Below are 17304 nucleotides of genomic sequence, written 5' to 3' on the forward strand. Positions count from 1 at the left end.
ATATTGGACGACGAAACTTGCCTGGAATAAAGAAGCGTTATCCACACGCTGAAGCCACTGGACTTGTTCACACCTTCCCTAGTTCGAGATCGCTTTGTTGCTTCATTCAGATCATTAAACATGAACAAATAAAGGTGCATTTATAATATGCGCCTTTATTGTTTTTATTGAACAATAAACTTAGAGGCAATTTGTGCACCTACTGGCAGCGAAACCTGGTGGCTTTGTTGATGACGAAGGTATTATTGACTTAGAACAAGAACCCGCAGAGGTGGTTATCTTAGCGGCAGCTGATAGCGTATTGAGTGCGCTAGGCGGTGCTTTGGATCGACTGCCAGACTTGAACCACAGCGTGCGACTTGCCAACTGGATGCAGTTGGCCAAGCCTGCAGCGTACGACTTATATGAGTCTGCCGTATTGGAACACGCCAGCGTTGCTGTTCTGTCATTGCTGGGCGGTGTGCACTACTGGCAGTACGGCTTTGATCGTTTAGTCGCTTGGTCCCGTAAGAAAGGAAGGACATTGATTGTCGTTCCTGGAGACGATTCGCCAGACCCCGAACTTCTCAAAAAATCGACGACTTCTGGACAAAACGCCCATAGAATTTGGCGCTATTTGAGAGAGAGTGGAGCGCAAAATAGCGAGCAGCTCTTTTACTTTATTGAGTCTGAGTTTTTGGGCGAAGCGCATTTGTGGCGAGAGCCTGTGGTGCTGCCAAATGCCTCTGTTGTCGTCGATGGAGAGGCGGCCAGTTTTAACAATTGGTGTTCGAAGTACCGCGCGTATTTCTCCTCAAAAGCGTCGGTAACACTGATTATTTTCTATCGTTCTCATTTGCAGAGCGGCAATACCAATATTTTTTCTGATCTTGAAGGCATACTGTTAACAGAGCAACAGATACCGTTGTCTATCGCAGTTAATTCCCTCAAAGACGATCAATCTATTGCCCTGATTGAACGTATTATTGCACGAGTCAATTTCGAGTGCTCTGGATCAAAAGTAAACGTCATTTTGAACACAACAGGCTTTGCAGCAAATCGATTTGGTGTGCCTGATTTGGCGTCTGAGCCAACCACGTTTGAGTCCAGTTTTGAGTCACCGTTACCCGTACTTCAGCTAATTCTGTCGGGGAGCACAAAAGAGGATTGGCAAGAGCAGAGTCAAGGGCTACGTAGCCGTGATGTTGCGATGCAAATTGTGTTACCGGAAATGGATGGTCGGATCATTACCCGGGCAGTTAGCTTCAAGGCCCTTAGTAAGTATCATGATACAGCGCAAATAGACTTAGTAAAGTACGAGTTGGAACGCGAGAGAGCGTCTTTTGTTGCCAAGTTAGCGGCTAAATACGCTCAGTTATCCATAAAGCAAAGTAGCGAAAAGCGCATAGCCTTGATACTGGCCAATTACCCTACAAAAGACGGCCGTATTGGCAACGGTGTTGGTCTTGATACACCTGCTTCTACCGTTAATATCCTCAATAAGATGGCGGATGCGGGTTATTCTGTTGAAAATATTCCTGACAACGGAAATGCACTTATCGAGGCGCTTTTAGGGGCGGTGACGAATAATCCAAACTCATTGCACGAAAGACGCGTGTGGCAAAGCTTGGCTTTAGACACTTATTTGGATTACTTCTATCAGCTTCCTCTTGAGTGTCAGCAAGCCGTATGGGATAGATGGGGGCCACCGGAAGACGATCACAAGTGTCGAACGTTGCCGACGGGAGAGCGTCGAATTATGTTAGCGGGTATTCGGTTGGGGGAGACGTTTATCGGTATTCAACCTGCTCGCGGGTTTAATCTCGATCTGGCGGCGAACTATCACGATCCAGACTTAATACCGCCTCATAGTTATCTTGCTTATTATTTTTGGTTACGTCACGTTTATCAAGTCGACGCGATTATCCATGTTGGGAAACATGGGAACTTAGAATGGCTACCGGGCAAGGGGACAGCATTATCGGAATCGTGCTGGCCAGACATTGCAATGGGACCGATGCCACATTTTTACCCCTTTATTGTTAATGATCCGGGTGAAGGTTCTCAGGCGAAGCGGCGCACACAGGCAACGATTATTGATCACTTAATGCCGCCAATGACGCGCGCTGAGACTTACGGTGAAATGGCTGAACTGGAAGCCTTGGTGGATGAATACTATCAAGCGATGGGAATGGATACGCGTCGAGAAGATTGGCTACGTCAAAGTATCCTTGAGAAAGTTCAAACGACACATTTGCTAGAAGAGCTTTCTGGCGCGGATGCGACAGATGATGAGTCGGTACTAGAAGGCTTGGATGCATATCTCTGTGATATTAAAGAGTCTCAGATACGTCACGGTTTGCATCGATTCGGACGTTTGCCAGAGGACGATAAGTTATCAGATACCTTAGTGGCGTTGTTGCGACTGCCGCGAGGAAATAGCACGACATCTCAAGGTATATTGCATTCGTTGTGCAAAGACTTAGGGATTAAAGAGCACGAATTTGATCCAATGGAAGCCAGTTCGTCGCCTTGGTTGTCTGACAGACCATTGATATTGCTTCAGCAAAGCACGCAAACATGGCGAACTCACGCGGATGCAAAAGAGCGTTTGGAGCTTCTTGCTAAGACCTTGGTTCATCAATCACTGATTCTAGATCAAGAGGTTGACCAAGAGTGTTACCCTGAGACCAGTCAATTACTTCGTCATGCAAAGCTGACTTTGTTCAAGGCGCTCCAGCAGAGTGCTCATGATGAGTTAAATGCGTTGCTTATAGGGCTACAAGGGGGCTTTGTTCCACCGGGGCCAAGTGGCGCGCCAACACGTGGGAGGCTAGATACGCTGCCCACTGGCCGTAATTTTTTCTCTGTCGATAACCGCGCTATTCCCTCTCCGGCGGCATGGGCTATTGGTCGAAAGTCCGCAGATGCCTTGGTTTTGAGACACCTTCAGGAGCAGGGGGACTATCCTTCAAATATCGGTTTGTCTGTGTGGGGAACGTCGACAATGCGCACGGGGGGCGATGATATTGCTCAGGCGTTCGCGCTTATGGGCGTGCGACCTATATGGGCGGAAGGCTCAAATCGAGTGACGGACTTTGAGGTGGTTTCATGCATGGAGCTTGGGCGGCCTCGTATAGACGTGACGTTGCGTGTTTCTGGTTTTTTCCGCGATGCCTTTTCGAATGTTATGAGACTGTATGACGCAGCGGTTCAAGCCATTGCAGAGTATGAAGAGCCTGGCACGGGCAATACCATTCGCAAGAACATCGACGAACAATGTGCTCGATTAGAAGCTCAAGGAATAAGTGCAGAGGAAGCGAAACGGCAAGCGAGTTATCGAGTCTTTGGTAGTAAGCCGGGGGCATATGGTGCAGGCCTTCAGGGTCTGATCGATGAGCGTTGCTGGGACACGCAAGCGGATCTTGCAGAAGCATACGTTAATTGGGGAGGATATGCCTACGATGGCAGAGCATCGGGTGGTGTTGAAGCGAAAAGCGCTTTTGTTCAGCGCCTATCGAGTTTGGAGGTGGTTGTTCAAAATCAAGATAATCGTGAACACGATATTTTAGATTCAGATGACTATTATCAGTTTCAAGGCGGAATGACCAACGCTGTTACTGAGCTAAGTGGCAGTGCGCCAGATATTTATCATAATGATCACTCGAATCCGACATCACCAAAAATACGCACCCTAAAAGAAGAGTTAAATCGAGTGGTCCGCAGTCGTGTTCTGAACCCAAAATGGATCTCTTCGATGAGAGAACATGGTTATAAAGGGGCGTTTGAAATGAGTGCGACGGTCGATTATTTATTCGCTTATGATGCGACGACGGATCTCGTCGCGGATTATCAATATGAGAAAGTGACAGAAACGCTTTTGTTGGATTCTACCAATAGAGCGTTTATGGAAGAGAATAATCCTCATGCATTAGAAGAAATGGCGGAACGACTCATGGAAGCGATACAACGGGGGATGTGGCAAGATGCTGGTGAATATGAAGAGAAGATCCAGTCGGTTCTGCTTGATTTGGATCAGCAACAGGAGCAGCCTCAATGAAAATTGATCATTTTCATCTTGTATTGCGTTATCTGCACTTGCAACCCGTTATAATCTTATTACTATCTGCACTCATAAAAACCAGATAATACTTTTACGATATCAAACAACGAGACAATGAATGAGTAACGCAACACAAGCCAAAAAAGGCATCATGATTTGCGGCCACGGAAGCCGTGACAAAGACGCGGAGCGTGAATTTGGCTTAGTGGCCGAAGGGTTAAAAAAGCGTTTTCCTGACTTGCCAGTCGAATATGGCTTTCTAGAGTTTTCAGCCCCTAATATTCACATGGGACTTAATCGTCTGCTGGAAGAGGGGGTTGATGACATTTACGCAATACCGGGTATGTTGTTTGCGGCAACACACGCAAAGAATGACATTCCTTCTGTGCTGACTACATACGAAGATAAGAACGCTGGTCTGAGTGTTACATATGGGCGTGAATTGGGCTTGCAAGAAGACATGATCGAGGCTTTTCAGGCCCGTATATATGAATCGCTTGGTATTGATCCAAACAATCCACCGGATTCTTTGTATGACACCATGCTGGTTGTTGTGGGAAGAGGAACATCCGATACATCTGCGAACGCAGAAGCGGCTAAATTGACGCGTATTGTGAATGAGAATATGGGGTTTGGCTGGGCAGATACGGTTTATTCAGGCGTCACTTACCCCTCGGTTGGAGTTGGCTTAGATAAACTCATAAAGCTTGGTTTTAAGCGAATCGTTGTCGCACCTTATTTCTTATTTACTGGGCGTTTAATTAAGCGTATCCAAGGCTACGTTGACAAAGTGACGCAAGAAAATCCTAGTATTGAGTTTATTCAAGCGCATTATTTAAGTGATCATGAGCGCGTGATTGATGCCTTCGAAAACCGAGTGAATGAAATCATGGATGGTTCGTTAAGTCGTCAATCGGAAGAAACATTAATGAGTTCGTTTAAGCGTCGCTTAGCTGCGGGTGAGGTTGATGTGCACCATCATCACGCTGAGTACGTGGATCCTGAGGACGACACTCAAGGGCTGTCTGTGTCTGATCATTCACACAGTCACTCGCATGACCATTCCCATGATGACAGTCACTCGCATGACCATTCCCATGATGACAGTCACTCTCATGATCATTCCCATGATGACAGTCACTCTCATGATCATTCGCACGACCAGCATTCACACAGTCATGGTCATTCCCATAGTCATGGAGAAGGCCACCACCATCATGGCGTTTACCAGCATATTGGTCACCCAATGGGGCCTCGTACAATGATTGGTGAAAACATTTGTTGCTGTTTTATGGGGCAATTTACAGCCGATATTCTGGAAGAAGAGAAGCACAGAATTAATGACGATTGCACAAAAACTGCATTTGCTCATAAAAAGTAATAGCAGGTCTTCATCTCAGTTTTATGTGGTCTAAATAGGTGTAAGGGAGGCTGAATTTAAGCCGCCTCCCTTTTCTTCTTTTTGCTTTTTTGTAAAAAGTGTGCCAAAAAGTAACACTTTTTCTTTTCTTTATTCCTTTTTTACTTCCTCCCTTATTTATTATTTTTTCTTAACGTTTTGATTAGTAAGGCTTAATTTTATAATTCTTGTGTGCTCTTTAAAATTGGTATAAACGTTGCCTGTCTTTAAAAGTTGAATATTCAATTAAATAGTGTTCTAAGGTTTGATTGTTTCACGTCCAAATTTTGATTTGTTCAAACTTTAAGGAGAGGGTTATGGGTTATAAATCTAAGTTGTTTGCAGGTGTAGCGTCTCTTTCTCTTCTCGCGGCACAAGCATTTGCCGCAGGAAGTACTCGTTTAGAAATTCAAAGTGCTTGGCCGCTTACGCTGCCTGCCAGCGGCGCCAGCGCAGAGCATTTCGCTAAGCAGCTAGAAGTCAGTGGGGCTGATTCGCTGAAGGTGCGATTGTACTCGGCAGGTAAACTGGTGCCGTCTTTGCAAATTTTTGATGCAGTGCAGCAAGGTACTCTCGATGCAGGCTACACCTCACCATTGTATGTTGCGGGTCGTTTTCCTGCGGTACAACTTTTTGGTGGAGTGCCATTTGGCCCTGATGCACTTGAATATGTTGGTTGGATATACAACGGCGGCGGATTGGATATTTGGAGAGAGATCTATGCGAAACAAGGTGTTGTAACCGTGCCATGTGGCATCATGGATTCGGAAGCTGGCGGTTGGTATAAGTTTGAGATCAACTCAATAGACGACTTAAAAGGTAAGAAAATTCGTTTCGCAGGTTTAGCCGGCGAGGTGATGAAGAAGTCAGGCGCTTCGGTTGTTCTGTTGGGAGGTGGAGATATCTATCCAAACCTTGAGCGAGGCGTAATCGATGGTACTGAGTTTTCAATGCCTGCAATCGATGCTGCAATGGGATTTGAGAAAGTAGCCCCTTACTATTATTTGCCTGGATGGCATCAGCCTGCGGCGATTACAGAATTAATTATCAATAAGCGAAAATGGGATCGAATGAGCGCACAACAGCATGCGTTAATCGAAAATGCGTGCAAAGATACGATGCTTTGGACCGTTACTTCGACATCCGTTGCCAACTCGGAGGCAATAGAGAAGTTTAAAGCGGCGGGCACTGAAATTAAATCATTTCCACCGAGTGTATTAGAGAAATTCAAATCGTCAACCGACGAGGTATTAAAAGAGCAATCAGAAAAGAATGCGGACTTTAAACGAGTATTGGACTCGTTGAACGCGTATCGCGAAAAAGTGGCATTGTGGTCGAAAAACCGTTCTTAATCTTGTAGCCATCGCAGGAACTCGCCTGCGATGGCGCTCACCTTTATTCTATTTGGTTGAGTGAATTATGTCGTTTCCTCGATACTTATCGCAGAAGATTGATTATGTTTCTGCACTAACAGGTAAAAGCGCTTCCCTTGTATTGCCTGTTCTCGTTATTACTATTCTTGTTAATGTCAGTTTGCGCTATGTGTTCAATATTGGATTGATCGAACTTGAAGAGTTGCAGTGGCATTTAAACGCTATTGTGGTTGTTCTATGTTTGGGTTACACCTTTCAGCATGATGAACACGTTCGTGTTGATGTCTTGAGTCATCGCTTTTCACCTAAGACACGTGCTTGGTTAGAAATCATGGGGTTGTTGCTACTCTTCTTTCCGTTTACCGCACTTGTTACTTGGCATACTTGGCACATTGCTGCGTACTCATGGGAGCTTAGAGAGGGCTCGCCAATGCCATCCGGTCTTCCTGCTCGTTACTTGATAAAAGGTGTTATGGCGCTCGGTAATAGCATTTTCGTTCTACAGGGCTTTTCTATTTTGTTGCAAAAGCTGAGTTTTGTTGCAGGCAATTCAAATGAGCAACATACCAAGTCGGGAGATACCATATGAGCGTCGCCTTGGTCATTCTCTTATTTTCGGCGTTCTTAATATTCCTATTTACCGGCTTTCCTGTTGCCTTTGTTTTAGGTGGCGTTGGCGTATTATTCGCTGTGTTAGGCAGTGTACTCGCCGATGTTTGGGGCTATTACGATGTTGCAGAAATCCGTTCGATAGGTTTTGTTGCAAACCGTATATTCTCGACGATTTCAAATTACTCTTTGATCCCGATGTCTATGTTCATCTTTATGGGTTACTTGCTCGATCGTTCTGGTGTTGCCGAGCGACTCATAGCGGCAATGCATAAAGTATTGGGAAGAACGCCTGGTGGGCTGTCGATCGCCGTGGTTTTCATCGGCGTCATTTTAGCCGCTTCTACTGGCATTATTGGTGCGTCGGTTGTTCTACTTTCGACGATTGCTTTGCCGTCTATGCTAAACGCAGGTTATGCTCGTTGGCTAAGTGCAGGCACCGTTGGCGCAACGGGCTGCTTAGGTATACTCATTCCGCCGTCTATTATGCTGGTGGTCATGGGAGATCAGCTTCGTTTGCCTGTTGGGGATTTGTTTACAGGCGCAATACTTCCAGGCCTCTTGTTAGCGCTGTGTTTTGTGAGCTTTATCTTTATTGTGGCATTGATTCGGCCTGAGACGATGCCGGCGACGAAAGATTCGGCGGAACGTTTTGATCGTCGGGCATTGTGGGATCTCGTTGGCGCGCTGGTGGTGCCTCTCGTTTTGGTGATAGCGGTCTTAGGATCGATTGTCGCCGGTATCGCGTCACCAACGGAAGCATCGGGTATAGGTGCAGCTGGTGCAATGGTGCTAGCAAAAGCAAATGGGCGACTAAGTTGGAAGGAGCTAAAAGACGTGTGCTACGCAACGGGTCGAACCGTAGCATTTTTATATGCTCTGATTTTTGGTGCTTCTTGTTTTTCCGTCGTCTTAAGAGGCTACGGCGGCGACGAAATCATTGAAAATGCGTTGCACTTCCTATCGCTTGGTCCAAATGGCACATTGATTCTAGTGCTTGGTATCATCTTTTTGCTGGGGTTCTTTTTGGATTGGATGGAAATTGTGCTCATTGTTGCACCGCTTTTAATGCCGATTCTGCTGCAATTTGGATTAGACCCAATCTGGGTCGCGGTATTGATTGCGATTTGCTTGCAAACTTCTTTTCTCACGCCGCCCGTTGGAATGGCATTGTTTTATATACGTAAAGCCGCTCCGGCGGAGTTTAGCCTTGCTGATATTTATAAAGGTGCGATTCCCTTTGTGCTGTTACAACTGTTTGTTTTAGTGCTTGTTGCGTGTTTTCCTCAGTTGGTAACAGGTTTACTTTGACGTCAGTTCTAAGTAAGACGACGAGCCAAGTTAACGTATATTGAGCGAGCGCAGAGTAAGCGAAAGCAGTCACTAAAAAAGTAAGCGAAAAGGAATAGTAGCGAGAAAAGAGCGATGCATGGCATCGCTCTTTTCTCTGTGCTGTTACGTGTTAAGCCTGAGCTTTTACTTCGGGTTGTGGTTGCTTTTCAAACTTAGTTAATAGCGTATAAAAAATAGCGGCGCTTAAAACACCGACAACAGGCGGTAGAATCGGGGTGAAGAACGCACATGCACAGGCTAAAAAGTACGCGGCTAATCCAATCCAATTGAACGATGGTAAGTTCGCTTCAGTAAGCTTGGAGTAGTGTCCTTTATGTTTTATCCAAAAATCCGCCATAATGACGCCACCCAGAGGTGGGATAAAGGTGCCAAGTAAAATCAAGTATGGGATCAGGTAGTTGTACATCCCGCCCAAAGCGAGAATGGTGCCAATAGCGGCGCCAGCCAGTGTAACCAATTTACGTTTGTCTGTTCTTAATAAGTTACAACCTGCCACTGCGAAGTTGTAAATCGTATTGTCTTGAGTCGTCCACAGATTCATAAAAAGCATTAGGATAGCGAGAGAGATTGAGCCTTGTGCAATCATGACATCAACGATGTCTGCTTGTTGGTACATTAGGCTGCCAAGCGCGCCAGTAAGGACCATTAAGCCATTACCGAGCACAAAGGCCGCAAGTGTGGCGTATATAGCGACCTTTCCTGATTTAGCAAATCGACTCCAGTTTGTCGCTTGTGTACCACCGCTCACAAATGTACCAATGATAATGGTGATTGCGGTTGTAAAACTTAAACTTCCGTCCGACTCGCTCGAAAACACGCCTTGTATTTCTGTAGTATCAAGGAAGCCTTTGTATAGGCTGATTAAAATAAAGATCAACATGGCAGGAACAGCGATGCGTGAAAGATAGTCCATGCCTTTGTAGCCTATCATTGCTGTAATACAGAACGCGAACCCAAAAAAGATAGTGAGAGGGACTTCAAGCGCTGGTGCTAAAGAAAGGGTTTTGACCAAGACAACCGCAATGGTTGCCGCCCCCCATGCGTACCAGCCGACTTGAGTAAACCCGAGCAGCAGGTCAGATAGTTTGCTGCCTTTTTCGCCAAAACAAAAACGCCCCATTAAAATCGCGTTTAGGCCACTTTTGTATGCAATGTAACCCAATGCTGCTGCGTATCCGCCCAACAGTAAATTGCCTATCAGTATCGCGAGTAGCATTTCTCCCACGCTAAAAGCTGTGCCAATTTTACCCCCTGCAAACATGGTTGCAGTGAAAAATGTGAATCCCATCAATACCATGCATGTCGAAAACATACCTTTCCTAGCGGATTGTGGCACTTCTTCTAAAGGATAATCAGTTGCTTCACTCATAATAGCCTCCATTCGATAGAATAGTTAAAACTGACTTTTTAGTCAGTTAGAACAAAAGTTAAGCAACCAAAGTGCCATAACATGAAAATGGGATGTATTTTCACTAAGTTGAATGTTTGGTGTGGGTTTATTAAGGAATATACAGAAAAGTCTTAGGAACTTCTGTGTATTGGCTTTGATCGTCGAAATGACTTCTATTGAGAGGGGGGGTTCTCAGTAGGGTCTAACTTTGTCGATAAGTGAGTCATCATAAAGTCTATAAAAACGCGTAGTCGAGTAGGCATATAGCGAGTTTGCGCGTATTGCATGATTATCGAGCCGTGATAGCTGCTTTTGATGTGCCAATCTGGCAGCACTTGAACAACATCTTGCTTGTCTATTGCGTCTTTTACAACAAAGTCATGAAAAATTCCGATGCCCAGCCCTTGTTTAACGCCGTTTAAGCGCATTTGAGAGTGGTTGACGGCGTAGCGTCCTTTTACTGACAGTGAAAAGGATTCCTGAGAGTTCATAAATGTCCAAATATTATCTTTATCGTTTTCCGCTAGATACAGACAGTCATGCTTTGTTAGATCGTTTGGGTGTTTTGGTGTGCCTTTACTAGATAAATACTCTGGACTTGCACAGACCATTAATGCGGTTTTACCGATGTCTTTCATCACTTGGTTTTCGTCAGGCTGGTCGGTCAGGCGAAATGCGATGTCTATTTTGTCATTCAATATGTCGATGTGTCCGTCAGCAACGCGCAGTTTAAGTTGAATGTTAGGATGTTCGATTAAAAAAGGCACGACCAATGGCTGAATGACTGAGAACAGAAAGGCTTCTGGAGCGGCAACGGTAAGCTCGCCAGCCGCTTCTGAGTGTTCGGCGTCCGACAGTTCTACAGCATTTTGAGCTGCGTTGGTCATGACTAAGCATTGGTCGTAAATCTTTTGCCCCGTCGCTGTGATGACCAGTTTGCGAGTAGAGCGTTCCAGCAGTTTTACGGACAGCGCTTTTTCTAAGCGTGTAATCAACTTACTTAATGCAGACGGGGTTACGCCTAATTTATGACTCGCCGCCGTGAAGCTTCCTTCATTCACGATAAGAATGAACGTCGCTAAATCGGGAAGTAGAGGGATGAGCTGAGGCGTCATGTGAAACGTGTACCTGAAAACGAAGTGTGTTTGTAGCATATTATAGATCTTGGATTGATTAATAGCTTTAATTTGGTCCTTCAATTCACAAATGATTTTCCTCGCTGCTATCTAATGCAATATAAGCACATGACATACACTTTTTAACAAGATCTTTAAAAAAGTGAATGCTTCTATTTAGGAAGCGATGAATAAATTCAACGTTAGGAAAGTGTCATGTCTTCTGAATTTTATAATCAACTTCAAACGCAGATTAATACTCTAAAGCAGGAAGGCTTGTACAAATCTGAGCGTATTCTGACATCTGCTCAGAAAGCGTCGGTCAACGTCGCTTCTGGTCAGAGTGTTTTAAATTTTTGTGCAAACAACTATTTAGGATTAGCGAATCACCCGAACCTGATTGAGGCAGCCAGTGCAGGGCTGGATAAGCATGGTTTTGGTATGGCGTCAGTTCGATTTATATGTGGAACACAGGACATCCACAAAACATTAGAGAAGAAGTTATCTGATTATCTTGGAATGGAAGACACAATACTGTATTCGTCGTGTTTTGATGCCAATGCGGGTCTGTTTGAGACTTTACTAGAAAAAGAAGATGCCATTATTTCAGATTCTCTGAATCATGCTTCCATCATTGACGGCGTGCGCCTTTGTAAAGCCAAGCGGTTTCGCTATGCAAACAATGATATGACTGATTTAGAGCAGCAGCTTATCGCAGCAGACCAGTCTGGCGTTCGCCATAAAATGATTGTGACAGATGGTGTGTTTTCGATGGATGGCATTGTGGCTAATCTGCCTGCTGTCTGCGACCTTGCGGATAAATACAACGCGCTTGTGATGGTGGACGACTCTCATGCAGTGGGTTTTATGGGAGATCATGGTCGTGGAACCCATGAGTATCATGACGTTATGGATCGAGTTGATATTATTACAGGTACGTTGGGCAAAGCCATGGGTGGCGCGTCAGGCGGATATACGTCCGCGAAAAAGGAAGTCGTTGATTGGCTTCGTCAGCGTTCTCGTCCGTATTTATTTTCTAATTCACTTGCACCAGCGATTGTAACTGCCTCAATTCGTGTGCTGGAAATGCTTGAGCAAAGTGGCACGTTACGAAGCCAACTTTGGGACAATGCGAATTACTTTAGAGCGCGAATGAGCGAGGCAGGGTTTGAGTTGGCTGGAGCGGATCACGCTATTATCCCGATTATGCTGGGTGATGCGAAAGTCGCTGCTGAGTTTGCAGAAAGGTCATTAGAGAAGGGGGTATATGTTGTCGGCTTTTCTTATCCGGTTGTCCCGAAAGGGCAAGCACGGATACGCACACAAATGTCTGCTGCTCATACCAAAGAGCAGCTCGATCACGCGATAGATACGTTTATTTCGGTGGGTAACGACATGGGGATTCTAAAGGAGCAAGCATCATGATTGTTTCACGTGCTACTATGGACAGCTCCAGCTCCAGCGCTATTTCTAGTAACGGTAACCGTATTCGGTCCAATGACGCAGAGCTTGGGTATGAGTTAGAGCATCAGGCAAACAGTATCAAGGCGCTTTCTAAATTAAAAGCGAAACCTGGGCTCTGGATGACTGAGGTAGCAAAGCCTACTCCAGGTCCTAATGACTTGCTTATCAAGATAAAAAAGACCGCGATATGTGGAACTGATGTTCATATTTACAACTGGGATGAGTGGGCGCAAAGCACGATTCCTGTTCCTATGGTGGTCGGACACGAGTACGTGGGAGAAGTGGTAGAGGTTGGAGCTGAAGTAAGAGGCTTCGATATCGGAGATCGGGTGTCAGGAGAAGGGCATATTACGTGTGGGCATTGTCGTAATTGTCGAGGTGGGCGAACGCATCTTTGCCGGAATACGATTGGCGTAGGAGTGAACCGAACGGGTAGCTTTTCTGAATATCTAGTATTGCCTGCTTTCAACGCGTTTAAAATTCCTGCTGAAATACCGGATGATATTGCTGCGATTTTTGATCCTTTTGGGAATGCCTTACACACCGCTTTGTCTTTTGACCTTGTTGGTGAAGATGTGTTGATCACGGGGGCTGGGCCAATTGGCATTATGGCGGCAGCGATTGCTAAGCATGTTGGTGCGCGCCATGTGGTTATCACTGATGTGAATGAATATAGACTTCAGTTAGCAGAACGTATGGGAGTGACACGGGCAGTAAATGTTGCGCGTGAATCCTTATCTGACGTGATGGATGATCTAAAGATGACGGAAGGGTTTGATGTTGGTATGGAAATGTCAGGTGTTCCTGCCGCTGTCAGCGACATGTTGCTTGCCATGAATCATGGTGGCCGCATTGCTATTTTAGGTATTCCGCCATCCGATACGTCAATTGATTGGAAGCAGGTTATTTTTAAAGGTCTAATTATCAAAGGTATCTATGGGCGAGAAATGTTTGAGACTTGGTACAAAATGGCCAGCCTCGTTCAGTCTGGACTCGATTTATCGCCAATGGTTACGCATCATTTTTCGATTGATGAATTCCAAAAGGGTTTCGATGTAATGCGCTCGGGTGATTCCGGTAAAGTGATTCTTGAATGGTAAGTTGCTCTCTCACTCACTAGCTCAAGGAGAGACGCCAAATCACTCAATATTGGCGTCTTTCATATTTTTGAGTCGCTTACTTAAAGCAGGTTGCGATATTCCTAACATCTGTGAGGCAAGAGACTGATTTTGATTCGCGCGAAGCATGGCTTCATTAACCAGTATTTCTGACAATTGATTAAGGGTTGGAAGAGGCTGGTTTTCTGAAAACGTGACTTTTTCTTCACTGAAATTTCGAATATCCGTTTGTTCTAGTAATGGGTCGAATGGCCTTGTATCTAATACCTCTCCTTGACTTTGACTGACACTGTCGTAAACCAGTGCTCTTAGTTCACGGGCGTTGCCTGGGAACGGATACTGGATCAATCTGGGGGCCAAATTTTTGGGTATTTTTAGTGTCTCTTTGCCCATTTCTTCACAAGCGATTCGCATAAAGTGCCTGAGCAATAACGGGATGTCTTCAGAGCGCTCGCGCAACGGGGGGATGTCTACCCGATGTGTTCTCAGGCGATAGAATAAATCTTTTCGAAATTTTCCTTCTTGCTGTCTTTCTGCAAGGTTTTGATGGGTCGCAACAATGACTCTCGCTTCGATTCTTTTTGGACGGTCACTGCCTATCGGATAATATTCTCCTTCTTGCAGCAGCCTTAATAATTTGACTTGAGAGGTTGGGCTTAAGTCTCCGATCTCGTCTAAAAAGAGTGTACCACCTGAGGCTCTTTCTACTAAGCCTGAGCGCTGCTTATCCGCGCCAGTAAAGGCTCCCTTGGAGTGACCAAATAAGGTGTCGGAGAAAATATTGTCATCCAACCCAGCGACGTTCACCGTAACAAGCTCACCGTGTCGCTTACTGGCAGCGTGCGTTGCTCTTGCGATGAGTTCTTTTCCAACACCGCTTTCGCCCGTAATTAGCAAGGGCTGGTTACTTTGCCCGATTGACTCTAAATAGCGGAAGACAGAATGCATTTGCGCATTTGCGGTAATAATAGCGTCAAAGCAGTCTGATTGTTTAAGTGTATTGGATAAGAGCTGAGCGCGAAGCGCATGGTTTTCTAGGTTCAGTTCTTGGGTATGGATCGCGCGCTTTATGGACTCTAGAATCTGTTCTTGATCCGCTGTTTTTACAATGTAATCAAACGCTCCTTTTTTTACGCATTCCACGGCGGCGTCTACTTGATTTAGCCCACTGAAAATAATGACCGTGATGTCTGGGTGTTCTTCGGTAAACCATGTGAGCAATTCTTGACCTGATATTACGGGCATTGTTAGATCAAGGAGGACGAGTCCCACTTTTTCAGAGTTAATAATCCCTTGAACGTCTTCTGGCGCTGAGCTAGTGATTAGGTTGTTATAACCTTGGCGTTCTAATGTTAATGACATGCTTCGTAAGAACGAGGTCTCATCATCAACGAGTAAAATTTTAAATTGTGGGTAAAAGCGTGTACTCAATTCGAACTCCTAATCTAAGTTTATCGAACGCCAGTCGGGCGTTAACCGTATCCAATAAACTGTTTACCGCTCGTTATGCTAATTCTTGCTCTCGCTCTAGTGGATCGCTCACGTGTTCAATCGCTGGCAAAATGGCGGTGACTGTCGTACCTTTTTCGAGTTCCGATTCGAATGTTAAGCGTCCTTTGTGGGCTTTAATTATGCCAGCAGAGACCGATAAGCCCAATCCTGTGCCGCCAAGTTCTCGTTTAGTAGTAAAAAATGGGTCTGTTAACCGAGGTAAGTTTTCGGATGAAATACCATTTCCTGTGTCTCTTACGGTTAAATAGACGGATTTTTGATCAAGGCTTAAATTAGAGCTAATCGCAAGTTGCTTCTCGCTGTTTTCTGAACCTTGCAGGGCATCACACGCATTGATAATAAGATTGATGATGACTTGTTCAATTCGCTGTGGGTTTGCCATTATTTTCGGGGACCGTTGATCTAAGTGTATGGAAAATTGATCAGTGGATTTCTGTATCGATTTTTCGACCAGCCTGATGGCCGCCTTAATGAGTTCGTTAAGATCGACTTCGTGAACGATTTCATCAGGTTGAGCCCGCGCAAAGTCTTTTAGATCGTTTACAATATTGCGGATTCGCTCAGAGCTTTGTTGCATTTCTTCGAGCAGGAAAGGCAGCTCTTGCTTGAGTCTAGGGTAGGGGAGCCCCGCAACAGAGAAGCTTGGGTCTTGGGCGTATATGTCGTCGAGTAAGGGTAAAATATCGTGCCACGCGTCTTTTAAAATCGGTAAATTGAGCAGTAGAAGCCCGGTAGGGTTATTGATTTCGTGCGCCACGCCAGAGACAAGAACGCCAAGAGAGGTCATTTTATCTGCCTGAATAAGTTGCTCTTGTTGCTCTTTTAATTGTCGAGAGCGCTTTTCGACTTCTTTGCGTAATAAGGCTGACCAAGTAGTCACTGCGCCCAGTATTAAGATTAAAACGAGAATGGTGTAGAGCGCGTATTGCCCCCATTTTTTCCATTGTACTTTGGGTTCGTTAAGTGCGCCGAGCCACTTGTCATAAATCTCTTGCTGCTTTCCTGTGTTTTTTAAAATAGCCAAACCTTCACTGAATAACGCGATGATTTCCTCATTTTTAGGGAGGGCGCCATAGCCCAGCCTTTGACCGGATACCGGACGGCCGACAGGGTGGATATTGTGGAGTCCAAGTTCTTTACTTAAGTACAAACTCGGTAAGTTGGCGGTGAGTGCAAAGTCGTGTTTGCCAGACGCTAATAGACGAAGCGCTTCAGCATGTGTCGCGGCGGGAATAGGGACAGCATCTGGCACGGCTTTTTTCAGGTATTCGTGCATAATGCTCGCGTTTTGCACAATGACTTCTTTACCTGCCAGTTCGCCGATGGTTTCAATCTCTGGAGCCCCTTTTCGCGCAAAAATGGATTGATTGGCGATGGAGTGTGGCGAGGAGAACAAGATGCTTTTTGCTCTTTCTTCTGAGAAAGCGATGCCTTGTAATACATCGAATTGACCTGTCTTTAGACCTTCGTAAGCGTGACGCCAGTCCGTGAGGGTGATTTCGACATCAAACCCCATCACCTCTGCAATGGCGTGTGTGATGTCGACTGTGTATCCAGTCGGCTCTCCATTTTCATCTGCGAACTCATACGGGGGGTAATTGTAATCCGCACCGATTGTTATAACTCTTTTAGAAAGGTGGTGCTCTCTTGTTTTCGCATCGACAGTTCCGGCAAAAACTAACAGGCTAATCAGTGCTAGGAGGTAACGTGGAATGGTTGATCGCATTTGATTAAAACTTCAACAAACTTTGTTGGGCGGCAATATTAACGAGTAATGTAACGAAAATGAAGAATAATTGAATTTTCTGTTAGTGCTGTATAAAAAACAAACTATAACTTTTGTTATGGCTATGCATTTGGTTATAGCCAGTCTGATTTAGGGTCAGAAGTGCGCCCTTCATGACATAGAAATTTATTTGACTAACAAAT

The 17304-nt window shown here is 45.2% G+C and carries 11 protein-coding genes; 7 read left to right on the forward strand and 4 right to left on the reverse strand.

The genetic code is table 11. The features are described 5' to 3' along the window. Positions 1 to 193 precede the first annotated feature (193 nt). The 5 genes from cobN (at position 194) to MARME_RS06460 (ending at position 8734) form a co-directional block, all read left to right on the forward strand. Positions 194 to 4039 (forward strand): cobaltochelatase subunit CobN, encoded by a 3846-nt coding sequence (gene cobN, locus MARME_RS06440; protein WP_013660455.1) that lies wholly within the window; start codon positions 194 to 196, stop codon positions 4037 to 4039. Positions 4040 to 4160: 121 nt separating this feature from the next. After that, positions 4161 to 5423 (forward strand): sirohydrochlorin chelatase, encoded by a 1263-nt coding sequence (locus MARME_RS06445; RefSeq protein ID WP_013660457.1) that lies wholly within the window; start codon positions 4161 to 4163, stop codon positions 5421 to 5423. Between the two features lie 335 nt (positions 5424 to 5758). Next, positions 5759 to 6793: a TRAP transporter substrate-binding protein gene (locus MARME_RS06450; RefSeq protein ID WP_013660458.1), complete on the forward strand. Its 1035-nt coding sequence runs from the start codon at positions 5759 to 5761 to the stop codon at positions 6791 to 6793. Positions 6794 to 6860: 67 nt separating this feature from the next. After that, a complete protein-coding gene (locus MARME_RS06455) occupies positions 6861 to 7403 on the forward strand; it encodes a TRAP transporter small permease subunit (RefSeq protein ID WP_013660459.1) in 543 nt (180 codons plus the stop codon). Continuing rightward, positions 7400 to 8734, forward strand: coding sequence for a TRAP transporter large permease (locus MARME_RS06460; RefSeq protein ID WP_013660460.1), 1335 nt, complete (start codon positions 7400 to 7402; stop codon positions 8732 to 8734). Before MARME_RS06455 ends, MARME_RS06460 begins: the two co-directional genes overlap by 4 nt. A 151-nt stretch (positions 8735 to 8885) precedes the next feature. On the opposite strand, the gene codB is transcribed toward MARME_RS06460, so the two are convergent. Together codB and MARME_RS06470 are read right to left on the reverse strand one after the other, a co-directional pair. After that, the gene (gene codB, locus MARME_RS06465; protein WP_013660461.1) at positions 8886 to 10145 is read right to left on the reverse strand and encodes a cytosine permease; all 1260 of its coding nucleotides are present in this window, start codon (positions 10143 to 10145) and stop codon (positions 8886 to 8888) included. A gap of 194 nt (positions 10146 to 10339) precedes the next feature. After that, positions 10340 to 11281 (reverse strand): LysR family transcriptional regulator, encoded by a 942-nt coding sequence (locus MARME_RS06470; RefSeq protein WP_013660462.1) that lies wholly within the window; start codon positions 11279 to 11281, stop codon positions 10340 to 10342. 216 nt (positions 11282 to 11497) lie between these two features. On the opposite strand from MARME_RS06470, the gene MARME_RS06475 reads away from it, so the two are divergent. Both MARME_RS06475 and tdh read left to right on the forward strand, forming a co-directional pair. Further along, positions 11498 to 12706: a glycine C-acetyltransferase gene (locus MARME_RS06475; protein ID WP_013660463.1), complete on the forward strand. Its 1209-nt coding sequence runs from the start codon at positions 11498 to 11500 to the stop codon at positions 12704 to 12706. Positions 12707 to 12822: 116 nt separating this feature from the next. After that, the gene (tdh, locus tag MARME_RS06480) at positions 12823 to 13845 is read left to right on the forward strand and encodes an L-threonine 3-dehydrogenase (RefSeq protein WP_041648317.1); all 1023 of its coding nucleotides are present in this window, start codon (positions 12823 to 12825) and stop codon (positions 13843 to 13845) included. 39 nt (positions 13846 to 13884) lie between these two features. Here the strand turns inward: tdh and MARME_RS06485 are convergent, their stop codons facing one another. Further along, positions 13885 to 15294, reverse strand: coding sequence for a sigma-54-dependent transcriptional regulator (locus MARME_RS06485; protein ID WP_013660465.1), 1410 nt, complete (start codon positions 15292 to 15294; stop codon positions 13885 to 13887). 73 nt (positions 15295 to 15367) lie between these two features. Next, entirely contained in the window at positions 15368 to 17101 is a 1734-nt protein-coding gene (locus MARME_RS06490) for a transporter substrate-binding domain-containing protein (RefSeq protein WP_013660466.1), read from the reverse strand. Positions 17102 to 17304: the final 203 nt, after the last annotated feature.

Origin of the sequence: Marinomonas mediterranea MMB-1 (assembly GCF_000192865.1) — a bacterium.
Lineage (GTDB): Bacteria > Pseudomonadota > Gammaproteobacteria > Pseudomonadales > Marinomonadaceae > Marinomonas > Marinomonas mediterranea.

What these genes read in the sequence shown, in the direction of transcription:
- MARME_RS06460 (WP_013660460.1), top strand. Translation starts at nt 7,400, where the DNA reads ATGAGCGTCGCCTTGGTCATTCTCTTATTTTCGGCGTTCTTAATATTC.
- MARME_RS06490 (WP_013660466.1), bottom strand. Translation starts at nt 17,101, where the DNA reads ATGCGATCAACCATTCCACGTTACCTCCTAGCACTGATTAGCCTGTTA.
- MARME_RS06455 (WP_013660459.1), top strand. Translation starts at nt 6,861, where the DNA reads ATGTCGTTTCCTCGATACTTATCGCAGAAGATTGATTATGTTTCTGCA.
- codB (WP_013660461.1), bottom strand. Translation starts at nt 10,145, where the DNA reads ATGAGTGAAGCAACTGATTATCCTTTAGAAGAAGTGCCACAATCCGCT.
- MARME_RS06445 (WP_013660457.1), top strand. Translation starts at nt 4,161, where the DNA reads ATGAGTAACGCAACACAAGCCAAAAAAGGCATCATGATTTGCGGCCAC.
- MARME_RS06450 (WP_013660458.1), top strand. Translation starts at nt 5,759, where the DNA reads ATGGGTTATAAATCTAAGTTGTTTGCAGGTGTAGCGTCTCTTTCTCTT.
- MARME_RS06475 (WP_013660463.1), top strand. Translation starts at nt 11,498, where the DNA reads ATGTCTTCTGAATTTTATAATCAACTTCAAACGCAGATTAATACTCTA.
- MARME_RS06470 (WP_013660462.1), bottom strand. Translation starts at nt 11,281, where the DNA reads ATGACGCCTCAGCTCATCCCTCTACTTCCCGATTTAGCGACGTTCATT.